This is a genomic window from Arthrobacter sp. SPT-J7, assembly GCF_059089965.1.
This window is the reverse complement of the sequence record NZ_JBNHFF010000006.1, coordinates 153,285-170,851: the sequence shown is the minus strand read 5'-3', so window position 1 is coordinate 170,851 and position 17,567 is coordinate 153,285. Positions and strand designations below refer to the sequence as shown.

Annotated in this window: 9 protein-coding genes; 1 reads left to right on the top strand and 8 read right to left on the bottom strand. The window is 62.9% G+C overall.

Features of this window, described 5'->3' with window-relative positions; genetic code table 11:
• The 3 genes from AC5RWX_RS12090 to AC5RWX_RS12080 all read right to left on the bottom strand — a co-directional run bounded on the left by AC5RWX_RS12090 (position 1) and on the right by AC5RWX_RS12080 (position 6,457).
• Entirely contained in the window at positions 1 to 1,317 is a 1,317-nt protein-coding gene (locus tag AC5RWX_RS12090; protein ID WP_493944354.1) for a cysteine desulfurase, read from the bottom strand.
• A 269-nt stretch (positions 1,318 to 1,586) separates the two neighbouring features.
• Positions 1,587 to 4,154, bottom strand: a complete 2,568-nt coding sequence (locus tag AC5RWX_RS12085) for a LuxR C-terminal-related transcriptional regulator (protein WP_494097481.1) — start codon at positions 4,152 to 4,154, stop codon at positions 1,587 to 1,589.
• Positions 4,151 to 6,457 carry a LuxR C-terminal-related transcriptional regulator gene (locus AC5RWX_RS12080; RefSeq protein WP_494097480.1) on the bottom strand — a complete coding sequence of 769 codons (2,307 nt, stop codon included), beginning with the start codon at positions 6,455 to 6,457 and terminating at the stop codon, positions 4,151 to 4,153. The genes AC5RWX_RS12085 and AC5RWX_RS12080 overlap by 4 nt, the downstream gene beginning before the upstream one ends.
• A 576-nt stretch (positions 6,458 to 7,033) precedes the next feature.
• Between AC5RWX_RS12080 and AC5RWX_RS12075 the strand changes: the two genes are divergently transcribed.
• Positions 7,034 to 8,677, top strand: coding sequence for a RecQ family ATP-dependent DNA helicase (locus AC5RWX_RS12075; protein ID WP_494097479.1), 1,644 nt, complete (start codon positions 7,034 to 7,036; stop codon positions 8,675 to 8,677).
• A 356-nt stretch (positions 8,678 to 9,033) separates the two neighbouring features.
• Here AC5RWX_RS12075 and pth read toward each other — a convergent pair whose 3' ends face one another.
• The 5 genes from pth to AC5RWX_RS12050 all read right to left on the bottom strand — a co-directional run bounded on the left by pth (position 9,034) and on the right by AC5RWX_RS12050 (position 17,494).
• Positions 9,034 to 9,627, bottom strand: coding sequence for an aminoacyl-tRNA hydrolase (gene pth / locus AC5RWX_RS12070; RefSeq protein WP_494097478.1), 594 nt, complete (start codon positions 9,625 to 9,627; stop codon positions 9,034 to 9,036).
• A gap of 112 nt (positions 9,628 to 9,739) precedes the next feature.
• Entirely contained in the window at positions 9,740 to 10,336 is a 597-nt protein-coding gene (locus tag AC5RWX_RS12065) for a 50S ribosomal protein L25/general stress protein Ctc (protein ID WP_493940858.1), read from the bottom strand.
• A gap of 296 nt (positions 10,337 to 10,632) precedes the next feature.
• Entirely contained in the window at positions 10,633 to 11,673 is a 1,041-nt protein-coding gene (locus AC5RWX_RS12060; protein WP_494097477.1) for a M20/M25/M40 family metallo-hydrolase, read from the bottom strand.
• A gap of 340 nt (positions 11,674 to 12,013) precedes the next feature.
• The gene (locus tag AC5RWX_RS12055) at positions 12,014 to 13,261 is read right to left on the bottom strand and encodes a heparan-alpha-glucosaminide N-acetyltransferase domain-containing protein (RefSeq protein ID WP_494097476.1); all 1,248 of its coding nucleotides are present in this window, start codon (positions 13,259 to 13,261) and stop codon (positions 12,014 to 12,016) included.
• 21 nt (positions 13,262 to 13,282) lie between these two features.
• Positions 13,283 to 17,494 (bottom strand): Pls/PosA family non-ribosomal peptide synthetase, encoded by a 4,212-nt coding sequence (locus AC5RWX_RS12050; RefSeq protein ID WP_494097475.1) that lies wholly within the window; start codon positions 17,492 to 17,494, stop codon positions 13,283 to 13,285.
• Between the last annotated feature and the right edge of the window lie 73 nt (positions 17,495 to 17,567).

Here is a 17,567-nt window from a genome sequence, read left to right as displayed (position 1 = left end):
TTAGTTGGCTCCAAAGAACGGGCGGACCCCGGCGACGGCCTTCAGGAAAGCGTCGACGTCGTCCGTGGTGTTGTACAGGTAGGTGCTGGCCCGGGTGGTCGCTACCAGTCCCAGGCGCCGGTGCAGCGGCTGCGCGCAATGGTGGCCCACGCGCACCGCGATGCCCTTGTCATCCAAAAACTGCCCCACATCGTGGGCGTGGACGCCGTCCACATCGAACGCTGCCAGCCCGATCCGCTCGGCGCCGGCGGCGGGTCCGAGCACGCGGACACCGTCGATGGCCTCCAGCCCGGCTACCAGCCGCTGTCCCAGCTCCGTTTCCCACGCGTGGATCCGATCCATGCCCGTCTCCCGCAGATAGTCCACGGCCGCGGCCAAGGCCACTGCCTGCGAGATCCGCTGCGTCCCGGCTTCGAAGCGCTGCGGCGACGGCAGATAGTCGGCCTTTTCCATCGTTACGGTGGTAATCATGGAGCCGCCAGTCAGGAACGGCGGCATGGCATTTAGCAGCTCCGCCTTTCCGTACAGCACGCCGATCCCGGTGGGACCGAGCATCTTGTGTCCGGAGAAGGCAGCGAAGTCCACGTCCAGCGCCTTCACGTCCACGCCCATGTGCGGCACCGATTGGCACGCATCGAGCACGACGGCGGCGCCCGCCTTCCGCGCCAGCCGCACCAAGGCGTCAACCGGGTTGATGGTCCCGAGCACGTTGGAGGCGTGGGTGAACGCCACTACCTTGGTGCGCGGGCCAATGATGTGTTCGGCCTCGTCGAGGCGCAGTGCACCGGTGTCGTCCACCGGGATGTAGCGCAAGGTGGCGCCGGTGCGGGAGGCAAGCTCCTGCCACGGGATCAGGTTGGCGTGGTGCTCCATCTCGGTAACCACCAACTCATCGCCCGGCCCCAGGACGAACCGCGATGCTGCCTCCCCGCCGCGCCCGGCGCTGGCGTTGGAGAAGGCGTAGGCAACCAGATTGATGGCCTCGGTGGCGTTGGACGTCCAGACCACTTCGTCGATGCCGGCATTGATGAAACCGGCGACGGTTTCGCGCGCATTCTCGAAGGCATCCGTGGCCGAGACCGCCAGCGTGTGGGCGCCGCGGTGCACTGCAGCATTGCGCTGTTCGTAAAACTCCTGCTCGGCCTCCAGCACGCACACCGGGTTCTGCGAGGTGGCGCCGGAGTCCAGGTAGACCAGCGGCGAGCCGTTGACCGGCTGGTTGAGGATCGGGAAGTCGTTGCGGATGCGCCGGGCCTCGGCGTCGTCGATCATGCCGGCGGCATGCTTGAGCGTTGCGGGTGTGGAAACCACAGACACCTTGGGGTGCTCCTTGGATCGATGATTGAAACCGGTTTGTCCCGCACGCGGCACGTGGCATCAGCCGACATTACGCAAGACAAGTCTGCGCTAATCATCCCACTTCAAAGCGCAACGGTCATGTGAGTCCCGCCTTAGTCCTCTAGATCGCGGTTCCTGCGGACGGAACCGCTCCAGCCCGCTGGTAGGACGCCTGGAGGGAACCCTGATTCCTGCCGGGTCTCCTACTCTGGTGTCCTACAGGCCGCAGATTGAGAACAATCAGCGCCTCAATAATCAAGTAGCCCCGGATTCTGGAGCAGGTCTTCGCGCTTGGTAATACCCAGCTTTAGGTAAATTCGGTAGAGATGCCCCTCCACTGTCCGTGGGGAAAGCGTCAGGGCATGGGCGATCTGCTTGTTGGTGGCTCCCTGGCACACCAGTTGCGCGATCTGCCGCTCGCGGGTGGTAAGGGCGGTTGCTGTGCTGCGGACCACGGCGATTGCCGGAGTGAAGGCGCCTTGAAGCAGTGGCATAGTCTCGCGTAGCCGGTGCAGGACCGCTTTGTGCTGCCGCCGCAGGCCGAGGTTTTGGAGCCGTTGTGCGGCATATGCCATCGCGGTGGCGGCTAGCATGTGCTTCCCAGCGGCAGCAGCTTGCACGGCGGCTGCCTCCAACTGCTCAGCATCAGGGCCTTCAAGTGCCGCAGCGAGCATGTGCAGTGATCGAGCGTCCGGCGCGTCCATGACCTTGGTAAGTTCTGCCAAACGGCGACATTCGGAGAGATCGCCGAGTAAGAGCCGGCGTTCCTGAATGTCCCGTTCTGCGCTGACCAGGCCGGCGGAACGTGCTGTCTCGGCCAGGTCGGCTAGCACCTGGGCATCAGTGCTGGCCAACGCCTGCGCAACGAGCCGCGCAGCCTTCGCCCCATAGCGCAGTGCAGCCAGTTCGCGGCGGTAGAAAGTGGCCGCCGCAGCGTCGCCCAGGAAGACGGCGGCAGCTGCCGCGCTGCCCAAGACGGTGGGCATCAGAAGGGCGTGGTCTTCGCGTCGCAGCAACTCGGCCGCCTCCGCAAGCCGCTGTAGGGCAGTTTTCATCCTGCCCTGCCTGAACAGGAGCAGGCCGGCCAACGCCGGTTCCATTCCCGAGAACCACAAGTGGCGGACAGGGGCTGTTTCCTGATAGACACGCAGCGCGCGTTCAGCCTCGGAGTAGCGTCCCGCGGTCAAAAAAGCTTCCACGGACCAGGCAAAAACCAACGGATAGAACCTTCGCAGGGAGGGGACGGATACGGCCTTTTCCAGCGCTTCAGCAGCAACCTCGACCGCAGCCTGGGGCTGTCCGATCTCAGCGAGGCAAAAGGCTTCCAGCGCGGCGGCGAGGACTATAGCCGCCGCGCCTCCTGAGTTTGGTAGCCGAAGCTCGGCAAGAGCTGAATGGTAATCGCCATCCAGAATTCGGCGGTAAGCGGCCAGTTTTCCGCCCCCTGCGGCGGTCGGCCATTCATCCGCGATCCGGCCAAGTTGGTCGCGCCAGTCCTCGGCACGCTGCCCGACCAGCACGCGCACCCAGGTAGCGGCTAAAGCCGTCTGCGGATCCTCGTCACCAGTGATGTTTTGCAACGCGTCCGCAGCGGCCGGAAGGTCGGCCAGCCCCAGGCACGCCCAGGCGAGCTCAGCCCGTGCAGCGGCGCCCGCATCGGATGCATCTGATGCTGTTGCCAGCCGCAGCGCCGTAGAATAATCGCACTCGTCGTTGGCTGTCCGTGCCGCCCCCAAGAGGTCATAGGCTGAGGGCGGGCGGCCAGCATCAAGTCCCCAGACTGCGAAGCGTACGGCAAGGTTGGCCCGATCCTCCGGCTGCATTTGATCAACCGCGGCCCGGGCCTCTGCCAGAAGTTCTAGGCTGCGTCCGGCGGGAACCATGCTGCGGGTCACTGCTGCGTAGCATGGAAAGCGTAATCTGAGCGTGTGGCAGCTGGTATCCCAGGGGGCGAGCAATCCAAGCTGTTGCGTTGGTTGCACGGTGGCAGCGTCCAGGAGGCGCCGGGCCAATGCCTCCGGCAGCCCATCGCACAGGGCAACCATCTCCAGCGCTCGACGCTGCGGGCCGTCCAGCCCCTTAATCATGCCCTTGACGATGTCCGCCACCGCCGGATCGATGGTGCTTGGCTCGCGCAGCATCAGCCAGATCCCGTTGCTCTGGACCATGTCCCCCGCACCCACAGCATGTCTAACGAGTGAGGACAGCAGCTGCGGGTTGCCGAGTGTCTGCTGCATCAGCAGCCGGACGGTCCCACCAGCGACCACACCGCCGAGCATGTTCTCCACCTGGCCGCGGACTTCATCATCTGTCAGGGGCGGGAGTTCGACAGCCTGCAGCACCCCGTCCTGGCACAGGGCGAGGAATTGCTGCGGCTGGGACTCCCGGGTTGGGCATAGCGCCATGATCTTGGCGGCACCCGCCATGACGAGCTGCCCCAGCAAGTAGCTGCTGGAGTCGTCCAGATGGTGAAGGTCGTCAACGATGAGCAACAGAGGCAGGGCGGCATCGTCGTCGTCATTGTCTTCCAGGGCATTCCGGACGGCCCGCATAACCGCCAAAGGAGACTCAAAATCGATTGCCCTGAGTTCGGTCAGGAAGTGGAACAGCGCGCCATAGGGAACAGCCGTCAGCGACTGCTCCGCCCGGATCCTGTGCACGCGGAACCTGCGCGGCGCTGCACGGGCTATCTGATCCGCCACTGTGGACTTGCCCATGCCGACGTCAGCGTAGAGGACAACCCCGAAAACATTTGGCGCCAGTATGGCATTGGTCAGCGACTCGACCAGTGCCCAGCGTCCGTTTCCAGCACTCATACCGCCGAGTCCATAGCCCCGCGGCCCAGCAACCCTGTCAGCTCGGCTCGGTTTCTGACCAAGAGCTTGGCGAATATTTGGTATAGATGGCCCTCGACGGTGCGCGTGGAAACACGCAACTCTTCCGCGACCGCCCGGTTAGTACGTCCTTGGGCCACCAGCCATGCTACGTCCCTCTCACGCGCAGTCAGTTGGGACAGGCGCTGCCCCTCAGGAACCGGCGCTGCCGGCATTCCACGCAGTACACCCCGGGCCTCACGGCGAACTCTTCTGAGCGCCTCCGTACTGCCGGCCTGGGCGGCTATGACTTCTGCCCGTTGTGCCATGTCGCTGGCCAGGCCGACGTGCCCGAGCCGCATTGCCAGCTCGGCCGCTTGCAGAAGCACCCCAGTGTCGGCCGCGGCCAGCCCCTTGGCATACAACTGACACAGTTGGGCGAAAGGGGCCGGAGACTGCGCTGACAGTTCCAACATCCGATCGGTGACGGACTCCGAGGCCAGCGGGGCACTAGCAGCCAGCGCCATGAGTTCGGCGGCGTTGTTGCCAAGCGCCCGCGCTTCCTCCGCTTGACGCCGCAACAGCTCTCCCGCCCTTCTGCCATCGCTGACGGCCAGGGACAAGGCGGCGAAATGCCGCTCCAACCACTGCACTAACCACGGCCTTCGGCGGCTGCTGGGATGCACCAGCGGCGACGTTGGTGCTGCTGTCGGCAGCTGCGCTTCGTCGGACACAGCCCGACAATATGAGATGGCAGCCGCAACCATCGCCCGAAGGTTATCCGGATCCGCTTCATGCAGCTGAGCCTGGACCGATTGCAACAGCGGAATTGCCTCAACGGGCCGCCCCGCCAAGGCCAGCAGGACGCCATCAGCCAATTCCTGCCGGGTCCCCCCTGGATCGGAGTTATTGGCGAACTGACGGATCCTGCCCGCGGTGTCCTGCCAAGCCCCCGTTACCAGACAGGCGGCCGCCACATGCCACTCTGCTTCTTCCTGGAGCCTATCTGGTAGCTTCGCTAGGTCCGGGCGAAGCTCCTCCAAGGGAGCCAGTACATCGTCGCCGGAGCAGATCATCGCCTTGGCCTCGCACAAGAGCGCCCGTGCAAGAAACCGGATGTTGGCGGTACGAGCGGCAGCGACGCAGCCCTCCAGCAACACCGCCGCCTCAACGTATTGGCCGAGGAAAATCAACCGGCGGGCGGCTTCCACGTCGCTTGCCACGCCCTCATGCTCCTGTGGGTCGTTCTCGTGTCCCTCTGGGCAGGCACCATCGGTGTGCGAGTCATCATCACCTTGGTTGCCGAAACGATATTCATCCGAGATTTGTGGACTACGTAGCGCTTCGGCCGTGAGTCGGTCGGCGATGGTGACAACGGGCAAAGGGCAGTGCCGGATAATTGCCACACCGCCTTCCTGCAGTTGGTCAAGCGCGGGCCCCCTGCCCAGATCCTGGATGCGGCCCAAGGGCAACGGCCCGGCGGCTACCAAAAACCGAGCCAAATCCATTGCCGTGTGGTCCAGACCATGCAGCCTGCTGCTCACGGCCGCAAGCGTCATCGGGCCCAGAGGGCAAGATTTGCCGGTAGAAACCCATGTTCCGCCGCGCTGCCGCAAGGCTCCCGAAGCAACGTAGTCGCGGCAAAGCATCTGGAGGAACCGTGGGTTTCCAGCACAGTGCCGGTGCAGCACGCGTCCTGCTCGCCGAGATACTGGAGCGGCCAGTTCAGCCGCGGCCAATTCGGCCGTGTCCTGCTGCGCCAGCGGCGGCACTTCAAACCGCTGCAAACAGACCTCTTGCAACAGCTGCAAGAAAGCTGGAGGCGCAGCGGAAAAATCCCTCGCTAGGAGCGCGACCCGGACATCGCCGCGCAGGGTCAACTGCCTGAGTAATGTGGCCGAGTCGCCGTCGAAATCCTCAACGTTATCCACCACCAAGACCACGCTCCTGCCAGATGCCTGTGTGCGCAACAGGCGCGCCAGAGCATCGAGCACCAGCAAGGGATGCTGCAGGTCCGCATCCCCCAGCTCCGCCAGCATAAAGGTCAGCGCACCGTACGACCGGCCGCGGGCATAGGCAGTTCCGCGCAACTGAACTGCAAGAACCTGGTCTTCCAACTGGCCGAGCACGTGCCGGACGAGGGCCGTCTTCCCCATGCCAGCAGGCGCAACTAACACAGCTCCAGCCGAATCCGCCTCAGTCAGCGCGTTCGCTAGCTTCGCGGCAATCTCCTGCCGTCCGACCAACATGGAACCCATTTCCGGAGCGGCGGCCGGACGCGGTCCTTCCGGATGTGCAGCAGTCATGAAAAGCCCCAGCTTTCTTTCCCCATACCCCAATATCCCGCCCCGGTCGGGTCGCAGTCCGCACAGACAGGTGGAAGTCGTCATACACGCTAGCTGCCGCGCCTGCGGCCCGGCATGCCCAGGAAAGTTTCCCTTACAACCCCAGGGCGCCTGCTGCGCCAAGACTGTTTGGCGAATCTGGCCACAGCAATAGGCAGCGCTCTCGCTTCCGCGGCCGGTCTGCTACTAATCAGCTCCGTCCCACGACCGCGTCAGACGTTTCCCGGTCCCGCGCGTGTGCGCGGCGCATCACACTCCGTGTACACGAGTTCCCCCAGTTGCCCGTGACTTTTTTGCCCTCCAAAGCCCCCAAGCGTTGGAATTAGGGTCAGCATAACGGGAAACGCGGGGATGGGAAAGGCATTGCCGCCGGGCGTGCCCCCGGCTGGCGCGGGGCTGTGTGGATCAAACAGAGCAGCAGACGTCTTTATCCCCGGCGCTGGCGACGTGACGCTGGCTGACTCTGCCCTGTACAAAGTCTGGAGCACTCGCTAGGAATGAACGAGTAAGTAGTATTGCCCCAAAACCAGGAGCCAGATGGAAAACCGTTACCAGCCGACCGATCGCGGGGAATTGCGCCGCATAGCCGAGGAATCGTTTGGCTGGGAAGTCCTCCGTGAGGGGCAACTGGACGCGATGGCCGCGGCCGCCCGCGGCGAGGACGTCCTAGCCGTGATGCCTTCGGGACATGGGAAGTCCGCCGTCTATCAGGTTCCGGCCATCGCCCTGCCGGGCACCGCCGTCGTTATTTCTCCGCTGATTGCGCTGCAGTACGACCAGGTGGATGCCATTAACGAAGATCTGGGCGCCCGGCGGGCCTTCGCCATCAATTCGCAGCAGAAGGCCGCCGCCGTGCGCGCTGCCTGGGACGCCGCGGCAAGCGGCGAGGCAAAGTTCCTGTTCCTGGCTCCGGAACAACTGGCCAGTGAAGAAACCCTGCAACGGCTGGCGGAGCTGGACATCTCGCTGTTCGTGGTGGACGAGGCACACTGTATCTCGTCCTGGGGCCACGATTTCCGGCCCGATTATCTGACCCTCACTCCGGTAGTGAAAAGGTTGCAGCACCCGCCCGTGGTGGCGCTGACGGCTACGGCATCGCCGCACACCCGCACGGAGATCGTCGACCGGCTGGGCATGCGGGAGCCCTTCACCACGGTGCAGAGCTTCGACCGGCCAAACCTCAACCTCCAGGTGCTGCGGCACCACGAGGACCGCGGCAAGCGGCGGGCCGTGGTTGACCAGGTAGCCAACCTTGGCGGGCCGGGGCTGCTGTACACGGCGACCCGCAAGGACACGGAGCGATACGCTGCCGAACTAGCCGAGCGTGGCTTGCGGACGGACGCCTATCACGCCGGGCAGAAGGCCGCCGATCGCGAGGCGATCCACGAGCGGTTCCTTGAGGGCGGGGTGGACGTGGTGGTGGCGACTTCCGCGTTCGGCATGGGCATCGACAAGCCTGACGTCCGGTTTGTGGTGCACGCGGACATCCCCGACTCGCTGGACAGCTACTACCAGGAGATTGGCCGCGGCGGCCGGGACGGTGAGCCGGCGCAGGCCATTTTGCACTACCGGTCCGAGGATCTGGGTCTGCAGCGCTTCTTTGCTGGCGGTGCCCCCGATCCGGAGGAGCTCGCCGCGGTCTTCGGCGCCCTCCGGGAGCACGGCCCGCTTCGTCCGGCGGCGCTGCGCGAACACACCGGCATCTCGCAGCGGAAACAAGCCCGTTTGCTCAACCTTTTGGAAGACAGCGGCAGCGTTTCCATTAACCGCAAAGGTTACCGGGCGGTCGGCGGGGTGGAGCCCTCCTTGGCCGCGGACAAGGCAGTGGCGGAAGCGGATTCGCGGCACCGGATCGACGAATCCCGGATCGAGATGGCCCGCGGCTACGCCGAGACAGACCATTGCCGCCGCGACTGGCTGCTGAACTATTTCGGCGAAGAAACCGACGGCTATTGCGGCAACTGCGACAATTGTGAGGCCGGGTCGGAGGCCGTGGCTGAAGCCCGGGAGGCTGAGATGCCGGAGGGGTATGAGATCCAGCGGCCGGTGAAGCACCGTGAATGGGGACCGGGCATTGTCATGGGGACCCAGCCCGACCGCATCACGATCCTGTTTGAGTCGGTCGGCTACAAGGACATCGCGATTTCCGCCATCGAGGCGGATGAAGGTTTGTTGAAGTAAGCGACTCACGAGGAGGCGATCTGCTCCTGAAGCCCCGGCCTGGGGGCAGCGCCACGAACTCCGGCCAAGAGCAGCTGGCGAGCTCGTTCCCGACCCACCGCCTTCAATCTAGGCAAACTCGATACTGCAGACACGCGTGAAATCAACGTGCGTTTGACGAGCTCTACAAGCGTTATCTGGCGCTACTTGGCCGCCGGCGCGGGACGGGGCATTGGAAAGGGGCCGACGATGGGATGGGGGTGGCTCAGTCTCATAAGCCGCCCATCGTCGGCCCCCGCTAGGGAGCCACTGTGGCTAGGTCGATTCTAGTCTTCCGCGGTTAAACGAGCCAATCGACGTCTTTGTGACGCTGTGGCTTAGTCCTGCTTGGCCGTGCCATGGTATTTCTGCTGCGCAGCCACCAGCCCTTCGCGCAGCAGGAGCTCTGCAGCATCGGCGGCGTCGTCTACGAGGAATGGCAAATCTTTCTTTTCCGCAGTGGAAAAATCACGCAGCACATGGTCAGCTGTATCCATCCGACCCGGCGGCCGACCCACTCCAATACGGACCCGGTAATAGTCCTTGGTACCCAGTGCTTTGGACATGTCGCGGAGGCCGTTGTGCCCGCCTTCTCCTCCGCCGATCTTGAGTTTGATCGTGTTGAACGGGATGTCGATCTCGTCATGCAGGGCAACCACATGGTCTGGTGCGATCGAGAAGAAATTGCACAGCGCCGCCGTCGGCCCTCCTGAAAGATTCATGAACGTCAGCGGCTTGGCAAGCACCACCCGGGGGCCGCCGATTCCCAAGCGGCCTTCCAAGATCTGGGCGTGGGTCTTGTGCGATTTAAAAGATCCGCCAACTCGATTGGCCAGCTCGTCGAGGGCCATCTGGCCGACGTTGTGCCGATTGCCGCTGTATCCAGGGCCTGGATTGCCCAGGCCAATCATCAGCCAGGTGTCGCTGCTCATGTAGACAGGTGCTCCTTGGATGGTAGCTGCAGGGACCCAGGAACATCCTGGGAAAGACCAAAGCCCCCGGCGAATGCGGAAAGCAGTCGCCGGGGGCTCTGACCGGAAGTTACTACTCAGCCGGAGTTTCGGCGGTCGGTGCGGCTTCGGCCGTCTCGGCCTCGGGCTCGGCCACTGCCGGTGCGGAAACGGTGGCAATCACGGTGTCCTCAGGAATCAGCAGGCTGACACCGGACGGCAGCTCGATGTCGGTGGCGTGGACGTGCTCGCCGATCTCGCGGCCCTCGACGTTGATGGTCAGCGTCTCCGGCAGTGCGGTGGCATCGGCTTCCACCAGAACGGTGAACTCTTCCAGATCGAAGACGGCGCCGGCTGCAACTTCGCCGGCAACGTGAATGTTGACGTCGACGTGCACCTTCTCGCCCTTGCGCACGGTCAGCAGGTCAACATGCTCGATGATCTGGGCGATCGGATCGCGCTGGATGTCCTTGGCCAGGGCCAAGTGCTCTTCGCCGTCAACGTCCAAGGTCAGCAGGGCGTTGGCGGTACGCAGCGCCAGCGTGGTGGCCTTCTGCGGCAACAGCACGTGCAGCGGCTCGGCGCCGTGGCCGTAGATGACGGCGGGGATCTGTGCGTTGCGGCGGGCGCGACGTGCTGCGCCCTTGCCGAATTCGTTGCGGACTTCAGCTGCGAGCTTCTGCTCGGACATGAGGTTCTCCTTGTGCTGGTTGGTTCAGGGCGGGTGCCTAGAGACCGACCCGCCGCACCGGTACCAGTGCAGAGAAGCGAAGCTGCTAGCCACCGTCGATAACGGAGAGTCGGGCTCTCCCTCGCCTAGGCAATGACTGAAGTTTATCAGGGTCATGCCGCTGGCCCGAATCATGCCCCGTGAGGAGGTCGCGGCTTCGTATGCCCAACTTCGGATCCAACTCCTCCTCGTGTACCGGAGTCCAGAAATAAGCGACTTCCCGATGCTGGTCGCAGCCACGCTTCCGAGCGAGTCAATTAATCAGTCGCCGCTTTTTCCAGGACGCTGCTGTCCTCAGCCAAGCTGGTGACGGCATGGGTGATCGCGTCAGTCATGATGTCTAGGGCCTCCAGATCGAGGTTGCTAATGTCATCGCCAGGCTTGTGGTAGTTAGGATCGCGTGGCTGTCCTGGAACGCCGCCGAAGAGGATGCCTTCCCTAGCCGACTTTGTCTCGTCGCTGCCGGTGAAGAGGCCGCCCACTGCAACACCATTCTCAATGAAAGCCACTTGATCGGAATCGAAGTTCCATCCCGTAGACACCCAGGGCTGGGAACGGGAGTCGAAGTAGTCCGTGAGGAACGTCATGATCTCCAGCGAACCGTCGGACACGTCCCGCCGGGAGTTGCTATCGGTTTCCCGCGGGTCGTAGACCGCGATGACATAGTTGGGTGAGGCGACCATGTCGACGTTCAGGTAAGCGACGATGTTGTCGAGTTGGCCGCTGTCATTTTCTGCCAATTCCTCGACATAGTGCCTGGAACCAACCGACTCGGGAAACTCTTCCGCTCCCCACCATGCGAAGCGGACTTTATTGTTGGGTTCATTCCGTTGACTAAGTTCTCGCGCAGCCTCCAGCAGAGCCGCCGCGCCGGAAGCGTTGTCATTGATCGCAGGACTGTTCCGCACCCCGTCGAGGTGTGCCCCGAGCATGATCACGTTGTCGTCGCTGCCGCCATCCGTCTCGGCAATGATGTTGAAAGACTCATAGCTTTGGCCACGACTTTTGAAGGTAAAGTACTGGCGCCTGCTGTGATAACCAGCGTTCTCGAGTTGCTGTTCGACGTATTGAGCCGCTGCCTCGTATCCGGAGGTCCCGGCAGCTCGATCGCCGTGCTCATTGGCAATTGCTTGAAACTCTTCCAGATGCTCGTACGCCTTGGATGCCCGCGCCTGCGGCTCGAAATCGTCCGCCCGTACAGCGGCCAGGACAAGCGCGACAAGGAAAACTACCAGTCCGAGCGCCGCGATGCCGCCGATTGGTCCCCTGTGCCGGCTTCGGTGCCAGTGCAGTTTCATGTCAACCTCATGAGTGCAACATCACAGCAGCATTTTAGCGTCCGGACAGTTGATCAGCGCGTGTGTTGGTTCCTGATCATTCTGCTGACGACTGAGGGCCGGGTCAGGGATCATTGGCTGGCCCCGCCATCAGCGAACGGATCTCGTATCGTCCAAACCTTCCGGGGCGGGCCCTGCAGTGCACGCGGCGAGCAAGGTGGCACCTGCACAACTGCTGCCGTCATGCAGCAGTCAGAGTCCTGATGGACTCCACCTGTCCGGAAGAAAAAAGCATCCGGCACAATGTCGCCGAAGCATTCCCTCGGCGGAATCATCCGGGGAAAGAAAGGGCATCTCCCCCTCAACGGGGAACCGTTCCGGAGGGCGCGGCGGAAGTGCCTACTGATTCGTCGTCTACGATCTGTCGGAAATTTTTGGCGGCCGCGGTGACCGGCCTCTCCAGTGGGCCTTGCCCCAGCCACCGGCTCCAGAACATGCCGAACGCCACGGCGGCCGCCAGATGCACGATGAACCACAGGACGGGTTCCTCATAGTGAACCTCTAGGGTGAGCGCGAGGAGATGCGCAGAGTAGAGGGTGAGGGTCATTGTGCCCATCGCCGCCAGAGGCCTCAGCCAGCGTGTGACTGCCCGCTCGATCAGGAGGAAAAGGCCGGTCACCAACAGACCGAGGCCGAGACTGCTGGCGATTGCCAGCGGCATATTTGTGTGCGGCGTAGCGATCGTTAACCACCAAACGGAGGTGTCCGGAACGACGGCGGGCCCATAAAGGAGGGCCTTGTCCAGAGAGTCCACGCTCATGCCCGGTGTGTCCAGCAGCTGCTCATAGCCTCCCATGGAATACAGCAGAACGGTTGATGCCACATTGGCCAAGATGGCCAGTGCCGCACCGGAAGCGGCGAGGCACGCCTGGACCGCGGGCTTCCGCAGGTCCAGTCGTCCGATTCCTATTCCGGTCAGGATGTAGCACATGTACGTCAACGCGGGGTAGGAGCCGGTCAACAGCAGCTCCGAAGCCACGCCGGCCGGCTCGGTAATGAGTGTCATCAACGTGTGGTTAAATTCCGACGTCTCGGGCAGCATCGACCCCAGCTTCTGCAGCAGGATAGGTGAAACGATGCCGAAGACGGCTGCACTGAGGAACAACGTCCTGGGTCGCAGGTGTAGGAACGGAATGGCGAGCAGGAAGAACATGGAGTAGTAGAGCAAAATGCCAAAGGCAGGCGGATCGGACGGCATGAACGCCGCGACCACCAAGGCCACGACTCCGACCAGGAAGGCGCGCGCCACCAGTCCCAGGCGATCGCCCGCCATCCTCCGCCCGCTGTGTGGGCGCTTCCCACCGGAGGACAGTGCCAGGCCCACGCCCGCTAACAGGGCGAACAGCGCGGCAGAGTCGCCCGAGAACAGGTCCCACGCCAGGGTCGGGTCGCCGTTCTCGTTCGCGGAAGGGAAGATGTGAACAGCGATCAACCCGATCAAGGCGAGACCGCGTGCCGAGTCGAGGCCGATCAGCCGCTTCCGGCTCTGCGCCGACGTCACGTCTGCAGGGCCATCGTCGCGTCCTCTCTTGTCTTGAACTGAGCCCATCGTTGTCCTACTTTCGGGTGTTTAGATGATCTCCTGTGCGGGGTTGCCGCCGTACCGGGCACTTTCCGGCACTTGGGTCCCCTTCATCAGGAAGGAGTCGGCCTCCAGCACCGAACCATCGCCCATGACGACGTCGTAGTGCAGGTAGATGCCGATGCCCACTGTGACTCCGCGGCCGATGGTGATGGCGTCCAGCTTGAAAACACCGTCCTCCATCGAGTGGCACTGCACGATGCTATGGGCGTTGAGCGTCGTGTCGTCGCCGATAGTGACCAGAGTCTTCTCGGGAATGGTGCAGCCGTCGTCGAAGACCCGTCTGCCCATCCGCACACCCTGCAGGCGCCAGAACAGAGGCTTGAACGGGGTCCCATCAAAGAAAGGCAGCGGATACGTGATGAACTTCCAGAACCGTTCGTGCCGCCAAAACTTCACGTCATAGATCGAACACATCGTCGGCTTCATCGGTTTGAACCCCTGGGTGGCCCGCTCAAGCACGATAAAGAAGGCGATCATGAAGACGTAGAAACTGACAGTTCCCACATAGAGCCCGAGACCCTCGACTTCCGGGATCAAAGTAAGGGCGAGCGAGGCCGACAGCAGACCGGCGAGGACGAGGGCCCACCGGCTGACCAGGTACAAACCAATCGTCACTGCGTTGTGCCGGTTCTTGTCCGGCAGCCTGCGGGCGATCTCCTCCCGGCTGTCGACCTTGAGGAACGCTGCGTCTCGATCGACCGTTCGTGGAATCTCGAATGCCGGTGAACCCAGCAGACCGACATCGCGGCGCACCTTGCCGTGTATGGGGACCATGGCTTTAGTGCCAAAGAGAATGTTATCGCCGGCGCGGGCCATGGCCGGATACGGAACGTCATTGCCAAAGAAATTTTTCGCCCCGATTTTCACCTCGGACACGCGGAAGGACGTACCCGAGTACTCGGCGTTCATGATCGACAAACCGTCTGAGACCATGGTCCCGGATCCCACGGTGGTCAAGTATGGATTCTCATGGGTGAGTTCGGGACCAAAGTTCGATCCGGTCTGCTCCAGGTTAGGTTGTTTGTAGCCCAATAGGCGGAGGTAGTGCACGACCAAGGAGCTGTCCGCGGTGATGTGCATGAATTGGAAGACATTGGTCATCCGGAAAATCGCCCTGTGAACTGCATAGTGCAGGCCATACAGAGGATAGGTCCGCCCCGGTTTGATCAACAGGTTGAGCAGCCGAGGAATCGTCAGCACGCCGACCAAAGCGATAAGCAGGCCACCGAATAGCAAGACCAACGAGACCAGCGCCAGGTCGGTGTAGAACCCCAGGTTCGCATAGTTCAGATGCCCGGTTGCCAAATAGGCCGGCACGAACTCCGCGATGGCAAGCAGACCCAGTGGGCTGAACAGCACCGTATTGTTAATCAGGACGAAGGCACTGTAGACGGCCCGCCGAAGCCGGCTGCTCCCCAGCGGCTCCACCACCCGGTAGTTCACGTCGGTCGGCACGGCAGGTGATCCGTGCCAGCTTTCGCCCGGGGGTACAGACTGCAGTCGCTGCAGGGACGACGAGTGTCCAAGTTGCGCCCCGTCCCCCATCGCCGAGTCGATATCCAGTACACACTTTTCGCTCACCAGGACGCCCTGGCCGAGCGTAACCCGTCCGGTTTGAATCCATCCGTTAACGGCGCGATAGCACAGGTACCGAGTGTCCTTGTTGATCACCGTTCCCTCACCAATCGTCAACAAATCGGTGCAGACCGGAATAGTGGGAGTCAGGATCGTGACGTTGGGACCGATTTTGGCTCCCAGCAAACGCAGATAGAACGGAAAGATGGGAGTGCCGACAAGGAGGACCATCGGGTTGATCCTGAGCAGGACCCTAACGAACCAGAATCGGACATATGCCCGGCTCCAAATGCGGATGTTCTGTTCTTTCCAACGCCCAACGATCATCCATTTGAGCAGGATCGGGACGATGGCGAGAGCGAAGGAGATGCCAACCCCGAAGATAACCGCACGCCCCCAGACTTCCAGGAGACCGGCCCCGTCAGCGACCCAGGTGTAGCCGGCCACCATCGCGGCGATGAAGGCATAAGAGTAGCCGATGGCGAACACGGCCTGCAGGGCTCCACAGAGAACGAAATCGAAGGTGCTGGCTCGCCCTTGATCAGGTCCTGAGTCCTGTCCGGCCCACGCCTGGGCAGCTGTCGGAGCAGCGACCGCCCCAGCCAGCCCGCGAATTGTCGGATGCTCGTAAATAAGCTGCACACCGACCGGCGGCAGGTCGGTGTTGGTGCGCAGCGCAGCGGAGAACCGCGCAATCAGCAGGGAGTTGGCCCCCAGGTTGTCGAAGATGTGAGCCGCAACGGAGACGCGTTCCACTCCGAGCACGGCAGCAAGCTGCTCGGCCAAGGCCGCCTCGGCGTCCGTCGCCGGCTCACAAAACTCTGAGTCATCCGAAGCGCTGACGCGGTGGCTGGGCGTCGGCAGGTTCTTCCGGTCGGCCTTGTCGCTGGGGAGCATCGGCATGGTTTCAAGCTGTTCGTAGAAGGCCGGGATCATATAGCTCGGCAGCCGGTCGCGGAGCTCCTCCCTGATCATTTCAGGCGCCAGATCGGAGACGTCAGATCGCAACGTATAGAACGCGGCGAGCTCTGTCAATCCCGGTGCTGATTCATGTGTCTCGACCACCGCCTGAGCTATCCCCGGGACTTGCAGAAGCACCGATTCAATCTCGGACAGTTCGATCCGGTATCCGCGGATCTTGACCTGGGTGTCGATTCGGCCGTGGTACTCGATCAACCCGTCGTCGGTGATGCGGCCAAGGTCTCCGCTGCGGTAAATTCGCCCGGAGGGGTTGTTCGGGATGCCGATGAAATCGGGAATGAAAGCCGCCTTCGTCTTGTCGGGTTGGTTCAAATACCCAGCTGCAAGTCCGATTCCAGCGATGCCGATCTCCCCCATCTCGCCCGGCGGCAGCGCCCGTGACTCGTCGGGATCCAGGATCATGATCGTGTAGGTCGGCAAGGGCTGCCCCAGGGTGATCGGCTTGTCGGGGTGCATCACGTCCCATGTCGCGGTCACGGTCGCTTCGGTAGGTCCGTAGACATTGAGGAATCGCCGTCCCGGCCGATGCCAGCGTTCGGCCAGATCGCGCGGGCAGGCCTCACCTGAGACGAGTAGGAAACGCAGGTCGGGGAGCTCACCCTCCAGCGTGGCCAGCAAGGTTGGCACACAACACATCGCGGTAATGCCGTTGTCGTTGAGAAACCCTTCCAGTTCGACTCCGAGCAGGCTCTTTGAACTCGGCTTGGGCACCAAAGTCGCCCCGACCATCCACGGCACCCAGATTTCCTCGACGGAGAAGTCAAAGGCGATCGTCAGGCCCTGATAAACACGGTCGTCGCTCTGATATCCGTAGACCTCGGCGGCGACACGGACGAAGTTGCAGATGCTGGAGTGCTCGATGCCCACCCCTTTGGGACGGCCGGTTGACCCCGAGGTATAGATGACGTAGGCCAAGTCCTCAACCGGGTCGGGCTTCTCGATGTCCGTTAGTCGGGAGCTAGGCAAGCCCGCAATGGCAGCCGCGTCCAAGCTCAAGGCGCGGCAGCGTACTTCCGGCAAGAGAGTGGTCAGGTGGCTCAGGGTCAGCACCCGGCTGGCCGCGGAGTCCTCCATGATGTAGCCCATCCGGTCCGGAGGAAACCCGGCGTCCAGCGGCACATAGGCCGCCTGAATCTTGAGCACTGCCAGCATCGAGACGTAGGACCACACCGCATCGTCGAAAAGCAGCGCAATGCGGTCGCCGGCCCGTGCTCCGTCGGCCAGTAGGTGACGGGCCAACTGGTTGGCTCGCGCGTCCAGCTGATCGTAGGTCAACGAGTCCCCAGAGTCGACCGCCAACTGGCCTGCTCGGCCTTCGCGGCGCAGCGAGTCACACCGGCTCTCGAAGAGCGCTTCCAAGCGCTCCCCCGGGGACCACCGCACACTCTGGCGGTGCGAGGACGTCAACAGCAACGGGAGCGAAGTAGCTGCAGTCCCCTCATCAGCTACGTCAGCCGCGCGCGCCGAATCTTCCAAGCGCACCTCGTAGCGCGCTGAGCTAAGCTCCGACTCGCTGAGTTCGACTCTCCGTCCGGCGGCTTCGGTATGCTCGTCTGCCCGGCCGACAAAAACCCGGCCTTCATGATCGGCGCGGAGGATATCTCCACCGTGGTGATCCCGAGGCCAGCCGAGGGTGTCCATCGCAGCATACTTTTGGGCATCTTCTCCCGAATCGGCGTCCTCTGATCCACGGTACGAGTCCTCGCCTCGAGCC

What these genes read in the sequence shown, in the direction of transcription:
- pth (WP_494097478.1), bottom strand. Translation starts at nt 9,627, where the DNA reads ATGAGCAGCGACACCTGGCTGATGATTGGCCTGGGCAATCCAGGCCCT.
- AC5RWX_RS12085 (WP_494097481.1), bottom strand. Translation starts at nt 4,154, where the DNA reads ATGAGTGCTGGAAACGGACGCTGGGCACTGGTCGAGTCGCTGACCAAT.
- AC5RWX_RS12055 (WP_494097476.1), bottom strand. Translation starts at nt 13,261, where the DNA reads ATGGGCTCAGTTCAAGACAAGAGAGGACGCGACGATGGCCCTGCAGAC.
- AC5RWX_RS12050 (WP_494097475.1), bottom strand. Translation starts at nt 17,494, where the DNA reads ATGGACACCCTCGGCTGGCCTCGGGATCACCACGGTGGAGATATCCTC.
- AC5RWX_RS12080 (WP_494097480.1), bottom strand. Translation starts at nt 6,457, where the DNA reads ATGACTGCTGCACATCCGGAAGGACCGCGTCCGGCCGCCGCTCCGGAA.
- AC5RWX_RS12075 (WP_494097479.1), top strand. Translation starts at nt 7,034, where the DNA reads ATGGAAAACCGTTACCAGCCGACCGATCGCGGGGAATTGCGCCGCATA.
- AC5RWX_RS12065 (WP_493940858.1), bottom strand. Translation starts at nt 10,336, where the DNA reads ATGTCCGAGCAGAAGCTCGCAGCTGAAGTCCGCAACGAATTCGGCAAG.
- AC5RWX_RS12060 (WP_494097477.1), bottom strand. Translation starts at nt 11,673, where the DNA reads ATGAAACTGCACTGGCACCGAAGCCGGCACAGGGGACCAATCGGCGGC.